Here is a 20,238-nt window from a genome sequence, read left to right on the forward strand (position 1 = left end):
CTTTGGCGGTGCCGTTTCTCTACCGGGCATGGGTCGCGGCAAGCCGTGTGATCTTGCCCGTGGCCGGGCGGCGCTCCATGGCCAAACTGCGCCGCGCCGAGGTCACACCGGAACGCGCGCGCGAAAAGTTGGGCCATGCCAGCCAACCCCGCCCCGAGGGGCAGTTGATCTGGTTTCACGCAGCCTCGGTTGGGGAGAGCCTGTCGGTTCTGGCGCTGATCGACCGGATGGGGCGCGCCCTGCCGCAGGCGCATTTCCTCATCACTTCCGGCACCGCCACCTCGGCCCGTTTGGTGGGCGGCCGCCTGCCCCCGCGAACGCGGCATCAGTTCGCCCCGCTCGACGCCCCCGGCCCGCTGAAACGTTTCCTTGACCATTGGCGCCCCGATGCGGCGCTCTTCGTGGAAAGCGAGCTTTGGCCGCAGATGCTGCGACGGACCCATACGCGGGGCACGGCGATGGCGCTGATCAACGCCCGCCTCTCGCAACGCTCAATCGAAAGCTGGCAGAAACGGCCCGCGCTGGCTGGGTTCCTCTTTGGCGTGTTTGACCTGATCCTGACGCAGAATGACGCGATGGCCCGGGCCATGGCCACGATCAACGCCCCGGCTGACCGGGTCACGCCGGGGATCAACCTCAAGTCCATGGCAGGCCCCCTGCCGCAGGACGAGGAGACCATCGCCGAGGCGCGAAAGGCCTTGGAGGGCCGCCCTGTCTGGATCGCTTCCTCAACCCACCCGGGCGAGGAGAAAGCGGTGTTGGAAGCGCATCGCCAACTGCTGGAGCGCATCCCCGAGCTGTGCCTGATCCTTGCCCCCCGCCACCCCGAGCGGGGGGAGGAGGTGGCCGGTCTCATCGCCAGCTACGGTCTGACGCATGGGCGTCGAACACGGGGCGACATGCCGCGCGAACAGGTCTATCTGGCCGACACTCTGGGCGAGTTGGGCACATGGTACGCGCTATCCGACATCGTCTTTCTGGGCGGGTCGCTGCACCCGATCGGGGGGCATAACCCCTATGAGGTCGCGCAGGCCGGGGCGATGGTGCTCTCGGGCACCCATGTCGCCAATTTTGCCGAGACCTATGCCGAGATGGAAGCCGAGGGCGCCGCGCGGCTGGTGGCGGGCACGCAGGATTTGGCGGACCGTGTGGGGGCTCTGCTGCGCAACGATATTGCCCGTGCAAGTGGTGTAGCCGCGGCCAAGGCCTATGCCGCCGGGCAGACCGACAAGCTCGACAGTATTGCCGAGCGCCTGATCACGGCCCTGCGCCTGCGAGGGGACAGCGATGCCTGAGCTTTTCGTCACCAACTACAACCGTAATTTCACCGGGGTCTCGGCCACGGCGGCGAATGTGATCCGGCAACAGCTCGACCGGCATGACTTGGCGCTGGTGGGCCAGCCCCTGCCCGGCTGTCCGGTGCCACTGACCCGCGTCGCGGCGGGGCGGATCACCCGCAAACATCCCCCCCAAGACCGCCCCTTCGCCATCTGGCATGTGCGCCGCAACACGGAAATGCGCAGCGCGCTTTGGCTGCGCGATGTGCGTGGGGCAAATATCCGGATCGTCTTTACCTCTGCCGCGCAGCGCCTGCATTCGGCCTATCCCCGCTGGCTGATCCGGCAGATGGACGCGGTGATTGCCACGACCGAGCGCGCGGCGGAGTTTGTGCCCCATGTCCGCGCCGTGGTGCCGCATGGGGTAGACACCGATGTCTTCTCCCCCGCGACGAACCGGGCGAACGCTTGGGAGCAATTGGGCTTTGGCGGCACCTATGGCATCGCCACCGTGGGGCGCATCCGGCCTGAGAAAGGCACCGACCTTTTCGTCGAGGCCATGCTGCGCCTGCTGCCCCAATGCCCCGGCGCGGTGGCGTTGGTGATTGGCCGTGCGGGCGGCAAACATGAGGCGTTTTTGACCAAGCTCAAGGCGCAGGTCGAGGCCGCGGGCCTTGCCAATCGGCTGCTTTTCATCGGCGAGTACCCCGCCGCCGATCTACCGAAACTGATGCGCGCCCTGTCGCTGGTGGTGCAACTGCCGCGCTACGAGGGCTATGGCATGGTCCCGCTCGAAGCGCTGGCCTCGGGCGTGCCTTTCGTCGGCAGCGATGCGGGCTATTACGGCGCTTTCTCGAACGGAGGTCGCGTGGGCAAGGTCGTGCCACTGGGTGCAGCAGAGGCTGCGGCCCAAGCCGCGCTGTCCCTGCTAGGGCGCGAGGATCAAGCCGCCCTCTCGGAGGCCGCGCGCCACTGGGCCGAACAGCGTTTCAGCGCCCGGGCCGAGGCCGATGGGATCGAAGCCGTCTACAACGCGCTTTGGGAGCGCGGCTAGCCCCCAAAGCAAAACGCGCCCCCCGAGGGAGACGCGCTCGCACGTCTTTCGCCGCTATCAGGCCGCCGGCATGCGCTGCTCGACGATGCCTGCCCACCAGCTACAACCCGCGGGGATCGCTTCGTCGTTGAAGTTATACTCCGGATGGTGCACCGCCGCCGTGTCGCCGTTGCCGACGAGGATATAGGCGCCGGGGCGCTCTTCGAGCATGAAGGCGAAGTCCTCGCCTCCCATGACCAGCGGCGCTTCGTCACATTGGCCCGAGATCGAGCGCGCCACATCGGCGGCGAACTCGGTCTGCTCCTCGTGGTTCACCATGACCGGGTAGCCGCGATGGTAGGTCACATCGGCGCTACCGCCAAAGGTGCCTGCGATGCCGTTGCAGATCTCGTTGATCCGTTTTTCGGCCAGTTCCCGCATCTCGGCGGACATGGTGCGCACGGTGCCTTTGATCTGCACCTTCTGCGGGATCACGTTGAAGGCTTTCGAGGAGGTCTCGAAAGAGGTGACCGAGACCACGATCTGCTCCACCGGGTCGGCATTGCGCGCGGTGATGGTCTGCAGCGCCAGCACGGCCTGCGCCGACATCACGGTGGTGTCAACGGTCTCATGCGGCTTGGCGGCATGGCCGCCGCGGCCTTCGAAGGTGATGTCGAACTGATCGGTGGCTGCAAAGAACGAGCCCGCGCGGATGCCGAAGGAGCCGGTGGGCATGCCCGGCCAGTTGTGCATGCCGTAGACTTCCTGAATGCCCCAACGCTCCATCATGCCGTCTTCGCACATCTCGCGACCGCCGCCGCCGCCCTCCTCGGCGGGCTGGAAGATCACCACGACAGTGCCGTCGAAGTTGCGGGTCTCGGCGAGGTATTGTGCAGCACCCAAGAGCATGGCGGTGTGGCCGTCATGACCGCAGGCATGCATCGCGCCGTCGGTCTTGGAGGCATAGTCCAGCCCGGTCTGTTCGTGAATCGGCAGCGCGTCCATATCGGCGCGCAGGCCAAGCACCTTGCCCGAGGCGGTGGAGTTGCCCTTAATCACACCGACGACACCGGTGCGGCCAATGCCCTCGACCACCTCATCGCAGCCGAAGCTGCGCAGTTTCTCCGCCACGGTGGCCGAGGTGCGGTGGGTCTCGAACAGGATCTCGGGGTTTTCATGCAGGTCGCGGCGCCATGCGGTAATGTCGTCATGCAGCTCGGCAAATCGGTTCTTAACGGGCATTTAGGAAGTATCCTCCGGAGTTGGGTTGGGCGCTGTTTTCATGCAGTCGCATTTATCTGCCACATGCTTACGCCCTTGCCAGCCGGTCCTCAACCACCTGCGCGAACCATGAGCAGCCCGCCGGGATCGCGGCATCGTCAAAGTCATATTCCGGGTGATGGACCGTCGCCCCTTCCCCGTTGCCGATCATAATATAGGCACCCGGTCGCGCATTGAGCATATAGGAAAAATCCTCTCCGGCCATGATCGGCGGCGTGTCCCGATCGGTGCCGGGAGTGACCTTGTCGGCGGCCTCAGCGGCAAAGCGGGTTTGATCGGCATGGTTGCGGGTGACCGGGTAGCCGCGCTGGTAGTCGATCTCGGCCCGGCATTGATGTGCCTCCGCCGTGAGGCGTGTGAGGTCGTGCAGACGACGCTCGGCCAAATCCTGAACCTCCGGATCCAGCGTGCGCACCGTGCCGCGCAACAGCACCTTATGCGGCAAGACGTTGTGGCTGTCGGTGTCGCTGCGCAGGGTGCAGACCGAGACGACGACCTGTTTCAGCGGATCGGTGTTGCGGCTGGCGATGGATTGCAGCGCGATCATCACATGGGCGGCGGCGAGGTTCGTGTCCACCGCCTCATGCGGGGCCGCGGCATGGCCGCCTTGGCCCGTCAGCGTGATGGCAAACTCGTCCGCCGCGGCCAGCAGCGCGCCCTCGCGGATGGCGAACTGCCCGGTCGGGTGGCCGGGCATGTTGTGCATGCCGTAGACCTCGTCGATGCCCCAGCGGTCCATCAGCCCTTCCTGCACCATGACGTTGCCGCCACCGCCGCCCTCCTCGGCGGGCTGGAAGATCAGCACCACGCGCCCGTCGAAATTGCGCGTCTCTACGAGGTATTGCGCTGCCCCAAGCAGCATCGCCGTATGACCGTCGTGGCCGCAGGCATGCATCTTGCCGGGGTGTTTCGAGGCATGCGGCAATCCCGTCGCTTCGGTGATCGGCAGCGCGTCCATGTCCGCCCGCAGGCCGATGGTGCGGCCCGAGCTGTTGCTCTGCCCCTCGATCACCGCGACCACGCCGGTCTGGGCGATGCCGGTGGTGATGTCGGTGATGCCGAAGCTGCGCAGCTTCTCCTCGACGAAGCGCGAAGTCTCGGGCAGGTCGAACATCAGCTCCGGATGCTGGTGCAGATGGCGGCGCCAGGCGGTGATCTCGGCGTGGGTCTCGGCAAAGCGGTTCTTGATCGGCATGGAATGTCCTTTTCGAAATATGCTCAGAGCGTCGGGCCAAGGCGGATGGCACTGCCATCGCTGAAACGGTCGGCGCGGAATCTGCGCAGATCATGGCCCGGCGCGTCGCCCATGACCAGAGCCGCCAGCACCCGCCCCATGGCCGGCCCGATGCCGAAGCCGTGGCCCGACATGCCGGTGCCGATGACAAGGCCGGGGATCTGCGCGCAGGTGTCCACTACCGGCACGATATCCGGCATCGTGTCGATCATCCCGGCCCATGAGGCGCGGGCGATGATGGGCGGCAGATCGGGATAAAGCGCGGCAAAACGTTTGCGCGCCCGGCGCAGCGCGCGGTGGTCCGGCATGGGGTCGAGGATGCGCATCGCCTCAAAGGGGCTGTGCGCGTCAGCCGCCCAGTTGCGAGGCGTGCGCCAGGCATCGGGAAAGCCGCGCGGGGCTGCGCCGCGCAGACGCTGACCGAAGGGGCTTTGGCGCAGTTGCGGCAGGTAGTGCCGCAGCGCGCGGAAGGCATCCGGTCCGACATAGAGATCGGGACCCCCGCCGGGCGCCAGCGTATAGCCGCCATCGGCGCGGCGGCGGAAGGCAAGACCCGCCTCGGCGGCGGCCCCGGCGTGAACCTCGGGCAGCTTATTGGTGGCCAGCACGCTCTCGCGCACCGAAAGCTGCGGCAGGCTGACACCATGGGCACGCAGGAACAGCGCCGACCACGCCCCGCCCGCCAGCACGACCGAGGAACAGCGGATTGCTCCCGCCTCGCTCACCACGCCCCCTACGCGACCGGCGGCAAGGTCGAGGCGGCGCACTGCGCAATTCTCGATGATCTTCACGCCTTCGCGCGCTGCCAACGCCGCCAAGGCGGGCACGGCGACCCAAGGCTCTGCGCGCATGTCCGAGGGGGTGGTGAGCGCCCCGGCATAGGTCCCGGCCAGCCCCGGGAAAGCCTTGGTAACTTCGCCCGCGTCCATCAACCGGCTGTCGACGCTGTGGGTCTTGGCATGGGGCAGCCAGTCGGCATAGCCCTGCATCTTGGCCTCGGTCTGCGCCAGATAGGTGACGCCGGTCTGCTGCAAGCCGATGTCACGGTCGAGTTCAGGCGCCAGTTCACGCCAAAGCCGCGCGGCCTCGACCATGATCGGCAACTCGTCCGGGTCGCGCCCCTGTTGGCGTATCCAGCCCCAATTGCGGCTGGATTGCTCCGCGGCGATACGGCCCTTTTCCAAGAGCGTGACCTGTTTGCCTGCGCGGGCTAGAAACAAGGCGGTGCAGACGCCGATCACCCCGCCGCCGAGGACAACGACCTCGCTCTCGCGCGGCGGGGTGCGCGGGTAGCTGGCGGGGGTGGCAAGGGTGATAGGAAAAGCGGACATGCGGACCCCGGTGGCTGACGCCGCGCGGCTGCACCGGGCGGCCGTGAAAAGGACAGGCCCCGCGCGGGGCCAGCCACAGGTCTGTCAGGGAAAGCTCAGCCCTGCAAGCGGGTCAGCAGACGGCGCATGAAGTCGTGGCCGGCCTCGAATTGCGCCACCTCGATGAACTCATTAGGCTGATGCGCCTGCGCGATGTCGCCGGGGCCGCAGATGACGGCGGAATAGCCCGCCTCCTGGAACTGCCCGGCCTCGGTGCCGTAGCTGACTTTGTGGCTGGCGTTGTCACCGGTGATCTGGCGCACGATCTGCTCGGCCTCGCCGTCCTTCTCGGGCTGCAGCGCGGGCACGTCGAAGCGCGTCGAGGTCTCGATATAGGTCTCGGGCACCACGTCCTGCATCTGCTTTTCGACCTCGCGCACCTTCTTGAGGTAGGCGGTGCCCCATTTGTCCTTGTCCTCGCCGGGGACCACGCGGAAATCCATCGCGAACTTGCAGTCCTTGGCGGTGATGTTGTGGGCCGTGCCGCCCTCGATCACGCCGACATGGGCGGTGGTGAAGGGCGGGTCGAACATCGCCGCCGTCTCGGTCGGTTTGGCGGCCATGTTGTCGCTGTTCACGTCATTGGCCCATTCGATAAGCTTCGCGCCCGCCATGATCGCGTTGACCCCGGTGTGCAGCAGCGAGGAATGCACCTCGAAACCCACGAGATGGGTGTTGAAGCCGATGCCGCCCTTGTGCCCGGTCACCGCCTGCATGGTCGAAGGCTCGCCCACGATGACCGCCGAGCCCTTGGGCACCACGCCCTGCATCGCTTGGATCATCGGCGGAGCGCCGGTGCAGCCGATCTCCTCGTCGAAGCTGAGTGCGATCTGCAGCGGGCGATTGACTTCTGCATAATGCGCCTCGACCAGCGCCCAAATCGCCAACGCGTCGAAGCCCTTCATGTCGCAGGCGCCGCGGCCGTAGTAGCGGCCGTCCTTCTCGGTCACGGTGAAAGGGTCGGTGTCCCATGCCTGCCCGTCGACCGGCACCACATCCGTGTGCCCGGAAAGGACCACGGCCCCCTCCTCCCACGGGCCGGCATGGGCAAAAAGCGCATGTTTCGGCTGGTCGGGATCGATGTAGCGGTGGCTCTCGACCCCGTGCGAGGCGAGGTAGTCAGCCACCCAGTCGATCAGCGGGATATTCGTGTCGCGCGACACGGTGGGAAAGCTGATGAGTTTGGTCATCAACTCGAGCGGGGTCAGGCGTTCGGTCATGGGTCTTCTTTCAATAGCCGCTGTCGGTGGTCAGCACATGGTGCCCCGGCTCCACCTCGCGGTAGACCGAAGGCTCGGGCCGGTAACTGACCGGGTGGATCGGCGAGGGGATGGGTTTGAAGTTCAGGTCTTTCTCGGACTTGCGGCGGCGCGGATCGGCGATCGGCACGGCCTTCATCAGCGCCTGCGTATAGGGGTGCTGCGGGTTCTCGAAGACCCGCTGGCGCGAGCCCATCTCGACGATGCGGCCCAGATACATGACGCCGACATAGTGGCTCACGCGTTCGACCACGGCCATGTCGTGGCTGATGAACAAGAACGAAAGTTCCATTTCGGCCTGAAGCTCCATCATCAGGTTCAGCACCTGCGCCTGCACGGAAACGTCCAGCGCCGAGACCGCCTCGTCCGCGATGATGAGCTTGGGGTTCAGCGCAAGCGCGCGGGCGATGGCGACGCGCTGGCGCTGGCCGCCCGAAAGCTCATGCGGGAAGCGGCGCATGAAGCTGCGCGGCAGTTCCACGCGGTCAAACAGCATCTCGATCCGCTTGTTGATCTCCCCGCCCTTGAGCGTGCCGAAGTTGTGGATAGGCTCGGCCACCTGATCGGCCAGCTGCATCTGCGGGTTGAGCGAGGCGAAGGGGTCTTGGAAGATCATCTGCATGTCGAGCCGTGCGGTGCGCAGCGCCGATTGGTCCAGCGACATGATGTCGACGCCGTCGAGGTTCACCTCCCCCGACATCGGCTCCACCAACCGTAGGATCGAGCGTCCGGCGGTGGATTTGCCGCAGCCCGATTCGCCTACGAGGCTCAGGGTCTGGCCCTTGTTGAGCGAGAACGACAGGTCTTCGACCGCATGAACATTGGCGACGGTGCGGCGCAGGAAACCGCCCTGCACCGGGAAGCGCGTGGTCAGGTTCTTGACCGAGAGAAGCGTCTCTTCGCGGCCCTTGATCGGCACGATCTCCTTGTCGGGCGTACCCAAGAGTTTCATCGGCTCAGGGTATGGCTTGCCCGTCATCTCGCCAAGCTTCGGCACCGCGGCGAGAAGCGCCTTGGTATAGGGGTGCTGCGGGTTCTCGAAGATCTCCTCGACGGTGCCTTCCTCGACCTTCTTGCCGCGGAACATCACGACCACGCGGTCGGCCATCTGCGCCACCACGGCCATGTCATGGGTGATGAACATCACCGCCGTGCCGGTCTCGCGCTTCAGCCGGTCCATCAGGGCGAGGATCTCGGCCTGAATGGTCACGTCGAGCGCGGTGGTGGGCTCATCGGCGATCAAGAGACGCGGCTCACAGGCCAGCGCCATAGCGATCACCACACGCTGGCGCATGCCGCCCGAAAGTTCGTGGGGGTATTGCTTGAGCCGGCGCTCCGGCTCGGGGATGCGGACCTGTTTCATCAGCTCCAGCGCGCGGGCCTCGGCCTCTTTGCGGGTCATGTTCAGATGCAGGCGCAGACCTTCGGTCATCTGCTTGCCGATGGTGAACACGGGGTTCAGCGCGGTCATCGGCTCTTGGAAGATCATGCCGATCTCATTGCCGCGAATCTTGCGCATCAGATTGCCGCCGCTGGCCGCAAGATCAACCTGCCCTTCTTCACCGCGCTCAAAAAGCAGGCGACCGCCTGCAATTTCACCGCCGCCATACTCAACCAGTCGCATCAGCGACAGGGAAGACACCGATTTGCCCGATCCTGATTCTCCGACCACGCAAACCGTCTCACCGGGATTGATGTCGAAACTGACATCCTCAACACCGACCACGGGGCCATCTTTGGTTTGAAATTCGACGCGCAGGCCCTGAATTTGGGCGATTGGCGCCCCATTGGTGTGATCCAGCATCTGTTTCCCTGTTGTTTTTATTGGCGCAGATTTTGCCCGACGCTACGGCGAATGTCACGAGACTGTCAAACCTGACGCGCAGAGTTCGAGCTTTGTCATAATTGCGCCACGTCCGCCCTTGCAATTTCCGGCAAACCTGTTTCGATATAGCCCATGCGGTTTGGAAAGAGCGCTTCGATCACAGGTTGAATATTGCTTGTTTTGTTATGTTTAGCTGGCGAAGCTCATGTTCTTTCCGGGGCGACAACAACAAGGCGGGGAACATCCCGTCGACAATAAGCGGCACGCCCACGTGTCCAACATGGAGTAAGATATGAAATTGAAGACCCTATTGATGGGGGCTGTCGCATCGACGGCGCTTGCCCCTATGGCCTTTGCAGAAGCCCATGAGGGCGAGCGGGGCCGCGACGGCGAAGTCAAGATCATCTATTGGCAGGCGCCTTCGATCCTGAACCCCTATCTGTCGAGCGGCACGAAGGACGTCGAAGCCTCCTCGCTGGTTCTCGAACCGCTGGGCCGCTACGACCAGAACGGCGCGCTGGTGCCCTATCTAGCAACCGAGATTCCGACGCTGGAAAACGGCGGCGTGAGCGAAGACCTCAAGACCATCACATGGAAGCTGAAAGACGGGCTGATGTGGTCCGACGGCACCCCCGTCACCGCCAATGACGTCAAGTTCACCGCTGATTACTGCATGAACCCCGAAGGCGGCTGTGCGCAGCTGGCCAAATTCGAAGGTGTCTCCTCGGTCGACGTGGTCGATGACCAGACAGTCAAAGTTACCTTCTCCGAGCCGATGCCGAACCCCTACGGCCCCTTCATGGGCGGCCAATCCCCGATCATTCAGGCGGCACAGTTTGCCGATTGTACCGGCGCCAAAGCGCCCGAGTGCACCGAGGCCAACTTCAACCCCATCGGCACCGGCCCCTTCACCGTCACCGAGTTCCGTCCGAACGACGTGATCACCATGGCCGCGAACGAGAACTACCGCGATCCGAGCAAGCCTGCCTTCGCCACGCTGACTTTCAAAGGCGGCGGTGACGCGACAGCGGCGGGCCGTGCCGTGATGGAAACGGGTGAGTTCGACTACGCCTGGAACCTGCAACTGGCCCCCGATGTCATCGCCAAGATGGCCGAAGGCGGCAAGGGCAAGCCCATGTCGGCTTTCGGCACGCTGGTTGAGCGTCTTGAACTGAACATGACCGATGCCTCCCCCGATCTGCCGGAGGGTGAGCGCGCCACGGCCAAACACCCGCACCCGATCCTGAGCGATGAGAAAGTGCGCCGCGCGCTCTCCATGGCGATCGACCGCGAACTGCTGGTCGAGGTCGGCTACGGCCAAGCGGGCCGCGCCACCTGCAACATGGTGCCTGCGCCTGAGCTTTACGCCTCTGACAACACCGACTGTCTGACCCAAGACATCGAAGGCGCCAAGGCGCTGTTGGACGAAGCGGGCTGGGTTGACAGCGATGGCGACGGTGTGCGCGAGAAGGATGGCGAGAAACTGTCCCTGCTCTACCAGACCTCGACCAACGCCGTGCGTCAGGACTTCCAAGCGCTGATCAAGGATTGGTGGAGCCAGATCGGTGTTGAAACCGAGCTGCGCAACATTGACTCTTCGGTCTTCTTCGGTGGCGACCCCGGTTCGACCGACACGTTCCAGCGTTTCTATGCAGACGTTGAAATGTACGCCAACAACTTCGACGGCACCGACCCGCAGAGCTACCTTGCCCAGCGGACCTGCGCCAAGTTCCCCAGCCCCGAGACACAGTGGCAGGGCGAAAACATCAACCGCTTCTGCAACGAAGAGTATGATGCGATGGTGGCCGAACTGGGCCGCACCGGCGAGATGGAAAAGCGTGGCGAACTGGCCAAAAAGCTGAACGACATGCTGACCAAAGACAGCTACTCGATCCTGCCGCTGGTGGACCGTGGCCGCGTCTCGGCTGCTTCCAACACCCTTGGTGGCGTTGTGCTGAACACATGGGACTCCGAGCTGTGGAATGCCGCCGATTGGTACCGCATGGAAGAGTGATCTAGGACGGAGGCGCGGCAGGCCCGCGCCTCCCTTCACCGACCTTCGGGGGTGTGCGTCATCCACGCGCCCCCGTCTCGCCCCCACCCCCTCACAGACTGACCTACAAAGGCGACGCCCATGTTGACCTTCACCATCCGACGACTTCTTTTGTCGATCCCGACGCTTTTGTTTATCAGCCTGGTGATTTTCCTGCTGCTGCAACTCGCCCCCGGCGACCCGATGGCCCAAGTGCCGCTGACGGTCCCGCCCGAGGTGAAAGAGAAGATGCGCGAGGCGCTTGGCCTCGGCCAGCCGATCTATATCCAATATTGGAAATGGCTCGTGCAGGTCTTCTGGATCGAGCCGCAGGTTTTCATCGACTACCTGACCAACCACTCCGCTCTGTTCAACTGGCTGCCTGATACGGCGCTTTCCGAAGGCAAGCTGCGCGTGATCTCTTGGCAGACCCGCTCGCCCGTGATGGACATCGTGATCCAGCGCATGCCGCAGACCCTTTGGGTCGTGGGGTTGGCCTATATCGTGGGCATCGTCATCGCCATCCCGATCGGCATCTACTCGGCCTACCGGCACTATTCGGTCTTCGATCAGGCCGGGACGTTCATCACCATGATCGGCTTTTCGATCCCGCCCTTCTTTACCGGTCCGCTGCTCATCGTGATCTTCTCGGTCTCTCTGGGCTGGCTGCCGTCAATCTATGACACGACCCATGTCGTGAACGATTGGGAGAGCTTCAAGGTGCAGTTCTTCCAGATGATCATGCCGGTGATGGTGCTGGCGCTGCAAACTACGGCGCAGATCAGCCGCTACATGCGCGGTGCCATGCTCGACAACCTCAACCAAGACTACGTGCGCACCGCCCGCGCCAAGGGTCTGAAGGAAAGCGTCGTGGTCATGGTGCATGTGCTGCGCAACTCGATGATCCCGGTGGTCACCGTCATCGCGCTCGGCATGCCCGCGATCTTTGGCGGCGCCATCATCACCGAGAACGTCTTCAAGGTGAACGGCATCGGCCAACTGCTGCTGACCGCGCTACGCGCCAACGACCTGCCGATGGTGATGACCCTAACCTTCATCTTCGCGGTGCTGATCGTGCTGTTCAACCTGATCGCAGATATCCTCTACGGCCTGCTTGACCCAAGGATCCGTTATGACTGAGCAACCCATTCCCGCAAGCCCGGTCGAAGCCGACCTCGAGTTCATGAAGGCCCTGCAAGACAAGGGCCCGCAAAAGCCGCCGCGCAGCCAATGGCGCGATGTTTGGGACCAGTTCCGCAAGCACAAAGGCGCGCTTTTCGGCGGTGGCTTCCTGATCTTCATCACGCTGGCCGTGATCTTTGGCCCCTATCTGTGGGACATCGACGCCAAGAAGCTGGACATCCGCAACAAGAACTGGCGGCCGATCTATACGCTGCTCTGGAACGGCGATGCGAAGGCGGGCTGGGCCCATCCCTTCGGTACCGACCAGCTGGGCCGCGACATCCTTGCGCAGATGCTTTTTGGCGGACGGGTGTCGATGGCCGTGGGCTGGATGGCGATGGCGCTGGCGCTGATCATCGGCACCGCCGTCGGCGTGCTCTCGGGCTTTTTCAAACGTATGGACTTCTGGCTGATGCGGTTCACCGACCTGATCCTCAGCCTGCCGATCCTGCCTCTGGTCCTGCTCGCCGTGACGCTCTTTGGCCAACCGCTGCGGGCACAGTTCGGGCCAGAGGGTGGCATGTTCATCCTCATCGTCTCGGTCATCAGCCTGACCTCATGGATGCAGACCGCGCGGATCGTGCGCGGCGACATTCTGGCGCTGAAAGAGCGTGAGTTCATCCTCGCCGCGCGCTCCATCGGCACCACGCCGGGCAAGATCATCCGCCGCCACCTGCTGCCCAACGTGATCTCGCCCATCATGGTCTCGGCCACCTTGGGCCTCGCCACGGCGATCATCACCGAAAGCGCGCTTAGCTTCCTCGGCGTCGGCTTCCCGTCTGACTTCCCCACATGGGGCAAGCAGCTGGCCGATGCCGTGGACCGCATGCAGGAGTTCCCCGAGCGGGTGATGCTGCCCGGCATCGCCATCTCGCTGACGGTGCTTGCGGTGAACTACCTCGGCGACGGTCTGCGCGACGCGCTCGACCCGCGCATTCGCGGACGCTGAGCAAAATAAGAACCGACCGGCCCCTGCCCCCTGTGGCGGGGGCCGATTGTTTTGCGCCCCTTGACGCAGGGTGAACAGCGTCGCCCCTTTTCCCATCAATGCGGAATTTAATTCACCCCTCCGGGGGTCGGCCCTGTGCGCTTTCACTTGATTGTGACCCGCGCCCGCTCCAAATGGGAAATAATTCCGTTTTCGAGGGTTTTCGCGATGTTTGAGTCTTTCGGCTTTGAAGAGACGACAGCAAAAGAGGCGTCCGTTCTGCTGGCGGCCCTCATCGGGCTGGCGTTCGGCGTGCTGGCGCAGCGCACGCGGTTTTGCTTTCGCCGCAGCCTCGTGGGCGAAGACCGACGCCAAGCGCTTGGCATCTGGCTGACCGCACTGGCGCTGGCCGTGATCGGCACGCAGGCCGCCGTGGCCGCCGGATGGATCAATTTTGACGCGCATCGCTTCATGGCCAGCGACGTGCCGCTTTTGGCTATTGCCGTGGGCGGGCTGCTCTTTGGCGCGGGCATGGTGCTGACACGCGGCTGCATCTCGCGCCTCACAGTGCTGACAGGCGGCGGCAACCTGCGGGCGGCGCTGGTGGTGCTCGTCTTTGCCGTGGTGGCCCATGCAACGCTGAAGGGCGTGTTGGCACCGCTGCGCGTGGCGCTCGGCTCTGTCACCGTGAATATGGGAGAGAACGTGAGCCTCGCCGCCCTGCCCGGCGGTGCGCTGCTCTGGGCTGGTGTGATCGCCGTGGCCGCGCTGGCCTATGCGCTGCGCTCGGGCAACCGTCCGGGGCAACTGGCGATGGCAGCGCTGATCGGTCTTTTGGTCCCCGCCGCATGGGTGGGCACCGGGTTCATCCTGCTCGATGAATTCGACCCGATCGCGATGGAAAGCCTCAGCTTCACCTCCCCCTCCGCCGATACGCTGTTCTGGACCATCGCCAGCAGTTCGATCCCCGCAGGCTTTGGCACTGGGCTATTGGGCGGCGTTTTTGTCGGTGCGCTGATCGCCAGCCTCTTCGCGCGGGAGTTCCGGTGGCAGAGCTTTGACGCCCCCCGCCAGACCGGGCGCTACCTGACCGGGGCTGCCATGATGGGCGTGGGCGGCGTGTTGGCCGGGGGCTGCACATTGGGCGCAGGGCTTTCCGGCGTGCCGACCCTTTCGGTCGCGGCCATCGAAGCCATTGTGATGATCGCTTTGGGCGGCCTGGCCATGCAGGCTCTGCTCAGCCGATCTTCCGCCGCAGACGGCGCAGCGTCCACCACACGCCAAGCACAACCGGCAGAGTGACGGCGGCGGTCAGCAGCCCCTTGCTGACCCCCAATGGCGCGGCAAGAGGGTAGATCAGATAGCCCGCCAGCGACACCGCGTAATAGCTGATCGCCACGACCGACAGCCCCTCTACGGTGTGTTGCAGGCGCAGTTGCAGATCGGCGCGGCGGTCCATACTGGCAAGGATCGCTTGGTTCTGGGCCGAGCGTTCCACATCCACCCGCGTCCGCAAAAGATCCGCTGCCCGCAGTGCCCGCGCGGCGAGGGTCTGCAAGCGCGTCTCGGTCGATTTCACCGTGCGCATCGCGGGCGCATAGCGGCGCATCATGAACTCGCCAAAGCCCTGCCGCCCCAGAAAACGCGCCTCACGCAGGGCCGAGATACGTTCATAGACGATGGCCTCATAGGCCCCCGTGGCGGCGAAACGATAGGCGGTTTCCGCGGTCAGGGCCTCCAGTGCAACCGACACGTCCAAGAGCGCGTGCAGCGTTTCCTCAGCCGCCGTGCCCGCCCCGCTGCGCATCGCCCCCATGAGCGTCGATAGCTGCCCGTCCAGATCGTTCAACGCCCCGGCCATGTCGCGCGCCTGCATGAACCCCAGCATCGACATCGCCTTATAGGTCTCGATCTCGCAGAGCCGCTGCACGATGCGCCCGATCCGCCGCTGGCCGGTCGTCGCATCGGTGAAGAGCGCGAGGCGCAGATGGCCTGCGGGATCAATGCGAAAGTCGCTGGCCACCACCGCCGCTCCGTCCAGCACCTCCGCCACGGCGAGGCTTTCGGGCACGAACCAGTCCTGCAAATGCGCCGCGATCTCATCGTCGGCTTCCGGCTTCGGCAGCACCGCAAGCAGGGCTGAGGTGATCCGCTCCCCCTGCACCTCGGCCAGCCAATCCTCTGGAAAAGCGTCGAAATCCGTGGCGGCGAAGGGCAGGCTCCGGCCCGTGGGGGCGATAACCGTATAGGTGACGAACTCGGTATGCTGCTCCCATTTCAGGGTGAAGCGGCCCATCTCTCCGTAATAATGCGTGGCCGCCGCATCGGCGCGCGGGGCGCCGTAATGGGCCAGCAGCGCGTTCAACTCGGCCTGCGGCACGGCATCGGGCGCGGGTTTCACCGCGAGAAAGGCAACCCGAGAGGGCGCGGCAAGCTGCGGAAACGGGCGCGCGTGCATTTCGCCGGTAAGGGCAAGCCGCTGCGGGTGGTCTTTGATCGGGGCCATGACGGGGTCCGCTGTTGGGTGTATTCCACCAAGAATAGCGTCATTGCCGCCGATGAACAGTGAAAAATCACGCTTTTTCAAAGGGTTAATGCATACCGAGGTATACAGAAAGGCCATAACGGAAAACGCCCCACCGTTTCCGGCGGGGCGCTCATGGGGTGGGCTGGGAATTTTTCAAAAATTCCCAGCCGTTTTCTTTAAAAGAAAACGTTAGTCGATCAGCGGCAGCAGCTTGTCGAGGCTGGCCTTCGCGTCACCGTAGAACATGCGCGTATTCTCCTTAAAGAACAGCGGGTTCTCAATGCCCGAATAGCCCGTGCCCTGCCCGCGCTTGGAGACGATCACCGTCTTGGCCTTCCAGCATTCCAGCACCGGCATGCCGGCGATGGGGCTGTTGGGATCGTCCTGTGCGGCGGGGTTCACGATGTCGTTGGAGCCGATGACGATGGCGACGTCGGTCTCGGGGAAGTCGTCGTTAATCTCCTCCATCTCCATCACGATGTCATAGGGCACCTTGGCCTCGGCCAGAAGCACGTTCATATGCCCAGGCAGACGGCCCGCCACCGGGTGGATAGCGAAACGCACGTTTTTGCCCTTGGCGCGCAGCTTCTTGACCAGATCGCTGACAGCACCCTGCGCCTGCGCCACCGCCATGCCGTAGCCGGGGATGATGATGACGCTGTCGGCCTCGTTAAGCGCCTGTGCCACACCGTCGGCCTCAATCGCCACCTGCTCACCCTCGACCTCCATCGCGGGGCCCGAGGTACCGCCGAAGCCGCCGAGGATCACGGAGATGAACGAGCGGTTCATCGCCTTGCACATGATGTAGCTGAGGATCGCACCCGAGGAGCCGACCAGTGCGCCGACCACGATCAGAAGATCGTTGCCGAGCGAGAAGCCAATCGCCGCTGCGGCCCAGCCGGAGTAGCTGTTCAGCATGGAGACAACCACCGGCATATCCGCGCCGCCGATGCCCATGATCAGGTGATAGCCAATAAAGAGCGCCGCCAGCGTCATGATGAACAGCGGCAGGAAGCCCCCGGTGTTGAAGTACCAGACCAGGCAGAGCAGCGAGATCACCGCCGCGCCCGCGTTGAGCAGGTGACCACCCGGCAGCTTGGTGGCCGCAGAGCTGACGCGGCCCGCGAGCTTGCCATAGGCGATGACAGAGCCGGTGAAGGTCACCGCACCGATGAAGACGCCGAGAAACAGCTCAACCCGCAGGATCGCGATCTCGACGCTGTCCTTCTTGGCCAGAAGTGCTGCGAAACCCTCGGTCGCCTTGCGCGCCACCTCGTCCATCGCCAGCACGTTGCCCAGTTCGATATGGGCGTTGTAGCCAACGAAAACCGCCGCGAGGCCCACAAGGCTGTGCATCGCCGCGACCAGTTCGGGCATCTGCGTCATCTGCACGCGGGTGGCCAATTGGTAGCCGATCGCGCCACCGGCGGCGATCAGAATCAGCGAGAGGAGCCAGAACCCCGCCCCCGGCCCGATCAGCGTGGCGACAACCGCCAGCGCCATGCCTGCAATGCCGTACCATACCGCGCGTTTCGCGCTTTCCTGCCCCGACAGACCGCCGAGCGACAGGATGAAGAGAACCGCTGCGACCACATAGGCCGCTGTCGTAAATCCGTATTCCATGATGCTCGCTCCTTCAGGATTTCTGGAACATGGCGAGCATGCGCCGTGTTACGAGGAAGCCGCCGAAAATGTTGATCCCACACATAAAGACCGACAGGGCAGCAAGAAGGATCACCAGCCACGAGCCAGAGCCGATCTGCATCAGCGCGCCCAGAATGATGATCGAGGAGATCGCATTGGTCACCGCCATCAGCGGGGTGTGCAGGCTGTGCGCCACGCCCCAGATGACTTGGAAACCAACAAAGACCGCCAGAACGAAGACGATGAAGTGCTGCATGAAGCTGGCAGGGGCGACGAGGCCGACACCGAGCAGCAGCGCGGCGCCTACGGCCAAGAGCGTGACTTGGTTCTTGGTCTGCGCTTTGAAAGCAGCCAATTCGTCAGCACGCTTCTCTTCGGGGGTCTTTTCCTTGACCTTTTCCTTTTTCGGCGCAGCCGCGATGGCTGCGACCTTGGGCGGTGGCGGCGGGAAGGTCACTTCTTTTTCGTGGGTGATGGTCGCGCCCCGGATCACGTCATCTTCCATGTCGTGGTTGATGACACCGTCCTTCTCGGGCGTCAGATCCGTCATCAGGTGGCGGATGTTGGTGGCATAAAGCGTCGAAGCCTGCGTCGCCATGCGAGAGGGGAAATCGGTGTAACCGATGATCGTGACACCGTTGTCGGTGACGATCTTCTCGTCCATTTTGGTGAGCTTGCAGTTGCCGCCCTTCTCTGCCGCGAGATCGACGATCACGGAGCCGGGCTTCATCGCCTGCACCATATCCTCGGTCCAAAGCTCCGGCGCCTCGCGATTGGGGATCAGCGCCGTGGTGATCACGATGTCCACATCGGGCGCCAACTCGCGGAACTTGGCCAGCTGCGCTTCGCGGAATTCGGGAGAGGAAACAGAGGCATAGCCGCCGGAGGCGGAGCCATCCTGCTGCTCTTCCTCGAAGTCGAGATAGACGAATTCAGCGCCCATCGATTCGACCTGTTCGGCCACTTCGGGGCGCACGTCAAAGGCCAGCGTGATCGCGCCGAGCGAGGTCGAGGTGCCGATGGCGGCAAGCCCCGCGACACCCGCGCCGACGACCAGCACCTTGGCCGGGGGCACCTTGCCCGCCGCGGTGATCTGACCGGTGAAGAAACGTCCGAAGTTGTTGCCCGCTTCGATCACCGCGCGGTAGCCCGCGATGTTGGCCATGGACGAAAGCGCGTCCATCTTCTGTGCACGGCTGATGCGCGGGACCATGTCCATCGCCATGACGGTCGCGCCCTTCGCGGCCGCGGCCTCCATCAACTCGGTGTTGCCGGCGGGGTTGAACATGGAGATCAGCGTCTGGCCTGCGCGCAGGTGCTTGACCTCATCCTCAGATGGCGGGCGCACCTTGGCGACCACATCGGCGGCCTCGTAAAGCGCGGCGGCGGATTGCACCACCTCGACATCCGCGGCTTCATAGGCGGCATCGTCAAAGCCCGCAGCCGCCCCGGCGCCCGTCTCGATGACGCAGCTATGCCCGAGCTTTTGCAGTTGCAGCGCGCTTTCCGGGGTCATCGCGACCCGGTTCTCGCCCTCAAATATTTCTTTTGGTGTCCCGATCTTCAAACCAAGAGTCCCCCTTTGCTGGCCCGTCGCGCCGCTCTGGCGCAACTTTGTTAGTCAGAGCGATAGCGCGCGCGCAGCAATAGTACAAGCAAACCGCGGGGTGAAACGGTGCAAAATTGCTGCACCGCGACATCGGAAGAACGGTTTGCTGTTTTCGGCGCAGAGATAGAACAGCCGTTCCACCCCGCGCCAGTAGCATGGCCCGAGGGCCATGCCGAAGTGTCAAACGACGGCTAAGTCGCGATCAAAGACCGGGGATCAGACGCGCCAAGCCGCGCTGGTCGAAGGTGGTGCCACGATCCGCGCCGAAGTTGATCTCACCGCCCAGACCGACGAAGGGCTCGGACTCGCTGATGCTGCCCACGTCCACCTTGGCAGACCCGACTTCCAAGAACAGATTGGTGGTCGGGGAAACCTCACGATCGAGCCGCATGGCAAAACGCGACAGGTCGTCTCCATCGCTGCCTAGCCGATCATAGGAGCCGCTGATGCCAAAGCCTTCCGCCAGCGCATAACGCGCCTTGATACCGCCAAGCGTGCCGTCGCCTGCATCGGTATCGACATGGGCCAGATAGCCTTCGAAGTCCCAATCCAGCATTTCATAGCCTGCTTCGAAACCCAAGATATCCGCATCTCCGCCCAAGGCTTCCTCCCGGGTGTAGAAGGCCCCGAAAGAGGTTGCTTCATCCCAGTGGTAAATGCCATGCAGGCCCAGCAAATGGCTGTCTTCGTCGACAAAGTCGAAGTCGCTGTAACCGGCGTCGAACTGCAAGCTAAGGTTGCGGTTAAAGCCAAGCTCTACCGACCCATCAACGCCAAGCCGGCTGAAATCGGTGTCGTCCGCGAATGCGGAATAGGAAAGGCCGACCGATCCACCCGTCACTTCGACCGCCTGCGCTGTGGTTGCCCCAAAAGCGAGGGCTGCGGAAAGGGCGAGAACTGAAAATTCTATGTGTTTCATTTTACTGCTCCAATGGTTCTGGCAAGGCCCTGTCATCAGGTTACCCATCCGACCAGTGCGCTAAGGCGGCGAGCGCTGCAATAGTCAGGCGTAAGGCTTCCGCAAATGTGATCGGCGG

The 20,238-nt window shown here is 63.8% G+C and carries 15 protein-coding genes; 6 read left to right on the plus strand and 9 right to left on the minus strand.

Annotated elements, in window-relative coordinates:
• The first annotated feature begins 2 nt into the window (after positions 1–2).
• A complete protein-coding gene (locus tag HKX24_RS12085) occupies positions 3–1,295 on the plus strand; it encodes a 3-deoxy-D-manno-octulosonic acid transferase (protein WP_271693419.1) in 1,293 nt (430 codons plus the stop codon).
• Positions 1,288–2,331 (plus strand): glycosyltransferase family 4 protein, encoded by a 1,044-nt coding sequence (locus HKX24_RS12090; protein WP_271693418.1) that lies wholly within the window; start codon positions 1,288–1,290, stop codon positions 2,329–2,331. The genes HKX24_RS12085 and HKX24_RS12090 overlap by 8 nt, the downstream gene beginning before the upstream one ends.
• Positions 2,332–2,388: 57 nt before the next feature.
• Here the strand turns inward: HKX24_RS12090 and HKX24_RS12095 are convergent, their stop codons facing one another.
• The 5 genes from HKX24_RS12095 to HKX24_RS12115 all read right to left on the minus strand — a co-directional run bounded on the left by HKX24_RS12095 (position 2,389) and on the right by HKX24_RS12115 (position 9,258).
• The gene (locus HKX24_RS12095) at positions 2,389–3,552 is read right to left on the minus strand and encodes a M20 aminoacylase family protein (RefSeq protein ID WP_271693417.1); all 1,164 of its coding nucleotides are present in this window, start codon (positions 3,550–3,552) and stop codon (positions 2,389–2,391) included.
• A 67-nt stretch (positions 3,553–3,619) separates the two neighbouring features.
• Positions 3,620–4,786, minus strand: a complete 1,167-nt coding sequence (locus tag HKX24_RS12100) for a M20 aminoacylase family protein (RefSeq protein WP_276154029.1) — start codon at positions 4,784–4,786, stop codon at positions 3,620–3,622.
• A gap of 23 nt (positions 4,787–4,809) precedes the next feature.
• Positions 4,810–6,156, minus strand: a complete 1,347-nt coding sequence (locus tag HKX24_RS12105) for an FAD-binding oxidoreductase (RefSeq protein ID WP_271693415.1) — start codon at positions 6,154–6,156, stop codon at positions 4,810–4,812.
• A gap of 95 nt (positions 6,157–6,251) precedes the next feature.
• Positions 6,252–7,415, minus strand: a complete 1,164-nt coding sequence (gene argE, locus HKX24_RS12110; protein ID WP_271693414.1) for an acetylornithine deacetylase — start codon at positions 7,413–7,415, stop codon at positions 6,252–6,254.
• A gap of 10 nt (positions 7,416–7,425) precedes the next feature.
• Complete coding sequence (locus HKX24_RS12115; RefSeq protein ID WP_168612028.1) at positions 7,426–9,258, minus strand: ABC transporter ATP-binding protein; 1,833 nt, start codon at positions 9,256–9,258, stop codon at positions 7,426–7,428.
• 313 nt (positions 9,259–9,571) lie between these two features.
• Between HKX24_RS12115 and HKX24_RS12120 the strand changes: the two genes are divergently transcribed.
• The 4 genes from HKX24_RS12120 (at position 9,572) to HKX24_RS12135 (ending at position 14,723) form a co-directional block, all read left to right on the plus strand.
• Positions 9,572–11,293 (plus strand): peptide ABC transporter substrate-binding protein, encoded by a 1,722-nt coding sequence (locus tag HKX24_RS12120; RefSeq protein WP_168612027.1) that lies wholly within the window; start codon positions 9,572–9,574, stop codon positions 11,291–11,293.
• A 120-nt stretch (positions 11,294–11,413) separates the two neighbouring features.
• Positions 11,414–12,451, plus strand: coding sequence for an ABC transporter permease (locus tag HKX24_RS12125; protein ID WP_271693413.1), 1,038 nt, complete (start codon positions 11,414–11,416; stop codon positions 12,449–12,451).
• Positions 12,444–13,442, plus strand: a complete 999-nt coding sequence (locus tag HKX24_RS12130) for an ABC transporter permease (protein ID WP_271693412.1) — start codon at positions 12,444–12,446, stop codon at positions 13,440–13,442. The genes HKX24_RS12125 and HKX24_RS12130 overlap by 8 nt, the downstream gene beginning before the upstream one ends.
• 207 nt (positions 13,443–13,649) lie before the next feature.
• Positions 13,650–14,723 (plus strand): YeeE/YedE family protein, encoded by a 1,074-nt coding sequence (locus HKX24_RS12135; protein ID WP_271693411.1) that lies wholly within the window; start codon positions 13,650–13,652, stop codon positions 14,721–14,723.
• Here the strand turns inward: HKX24_RS12135 and HKX24_RS12140 are convergent.
• From HKX24_RS12140 to HKX24_RS12155, 4 genes are all read right to left on the minus strand, one after another.
• On the minus strand, positions 14,659–15,927 hold the full coding sequence (locus tag HKX24_RS12140) for a DUF3422 domain-containing protein (protein ID WP_271693410.1): 1,269 nt from the start codon (positions 15,925–15,927) through the stop codon (positions 14,659–14,661). The genes HKX24_RS12135 and HKX24_RS12140 overlap by 65 nt on opposite strands.
• A 210-nt stretch (positions 15,928–16,137) precedes the next feature.
• The gene (locus HKX24_RS12145) at positions 16,138–17,571 is read right to left on the minus strand and encodes an NAD(P)(+) transhydrogenase (Re/Si-specific) subunit beta (RefSeq protein WP_271693408.1); all 1,434 of its coding nucleotides are present in this window, start codon (positions 17,569–17,571) and stop codon (positions 16,138–16,140) included.
• A gap of 13 nt (positions 17,572–17,584) precedes the next feature.
• Complete coding sequence (locus HKX24_RS12150; protein WP_271693407.1) at positions 17,585–19,159, minus strand: Re/Si-specific NAD(P)(+) transhydrogenase subunit alpha; 1,575 nt, start codon at positions 19,157–19,159, stop codon at positions 17,585–17,587.
• Positions 19,160–19,403: 244 nt separating this feature from the next.
• Positions 19,404–20,120 (minus strand): hypothetical protein, encoded by a 717-nt coding sequence (locus HKX24_RS12155; protein ID WP_271693406.1) that lies wholly within the window; start codon positions 20,118–20,120, stop codon positions 19,404–19,406.
• Positions 20,121–20,238: the final 118 nt, after the last annotated feature.

Source organism: Sulfitobacter sp. M85 (assembly GCF_029285915.1).
Lineage (GTDB): Bacteria > Pseudomonadota > Alphaproteobacteria > Rhodobacterales > Rhodobacteraceae > Sulfitobacter > Sulfitobacter faviae.

What these genes read in the sequence shown, in the direction of transcription:
- HKX24_RS12115 (WP_168612028.1), bottom strand. Translation starts at nt 9,258, where the DNA reads ATGCTGGATCACACCAATGGGGCGCCAATCGCCCAAATTCAGGGCCTG.
- HKX24_RS12100 (WP_276154029.1), bottom strand. Translation starts at nt 4,786, where the DNA reads ATGCCGATCAAGAACCGCTTTGCCGAGACCCACGCCGAGATCACCGCC.
- HKX24_RS12090 (WP_271693418.1), top strand. Translation starts at nt 1,288, where the DNA reads ATGCCTGAGCTTTTCGTCACCAACTACAACCGTAATTTCACCGGGGTC.
- HKX24_RS12145 (WP_271693408.1), bottom strand. Translation starts at nt 17,571, where the DNA reads ATGGAATACGGATTTACGACAGCGGCCTATGTGGTCGCAGCGGTTCTC.
- HKX24_RS12120 (WP_168612027.1), top strand. Translation starts at nt 9,572, where the DNA reads ATGAAATTGAAGACCCTATTGATGGGGGCTGTCGCATCGACGGCGCTT.
- HKX24_RS12125 (WP_271693413.1), top strand. Translation starts at nt 11,414, where the DNA reads ATGTTGACCTTCACCATCCGACGACTTCTTTTGTCGATCCCGACGCTT.
- HKX24_RS12140 (WP_271693410.1), bottom strand. Translation starts at nt 15,927, where the DNA reads ATGGCCCCGATCAAAGACCACCCGCAGCGGCTTGCCCTTACCGGCGAA.
- HKX24_RS12135 (WP_271693411.1), top strand. Translation starts at nt 13,650, where the DNA reads ATGTTTGAGTCTTTCGGCTTTGAAGAGACGACAGCAAAAGAGGCGTCC.
- HKX24_RS12130 (WP_271693412.1), top strand. Translation starts at nt 12,444, where the DNA reads ATGACTGAGCAACCCATTCCCGCAAGCCCGGTCGAAGCCGACCTCGAG.
- HKX24_RS12095 (WP_271693417.1), bottom strand. Translation starts at nt 3,552, where the DNA reads ATGCCCGTTAAGAACCGATTTGCCGAGCTGCATGACGACATTACCGCA.
- argE (WP_271693414.1), bottom strand. Translation starts at nt 7,415, where the DNA reads ATGACCGAACGCCTGACCCCGCTCGAGTTGATGACCAAACTCATCAGC.
- HKX24_RS12105 (WP_271693415.1), bottom strand. Translation starts at nt 6,156, where the DNA reads ATGTCCGCTTTTCCTATCACCCTTGCCACCCCCGCCAGCTACCCGCGC.
- HKX24_RS12155 (WP_271693406.1), bottom strand. Translation starts at nt 20,120, where the DNA reads ATGAAACACATAGAATTTTCAGTTCTCGCCCTTTCCGCAGCCCTCGCT.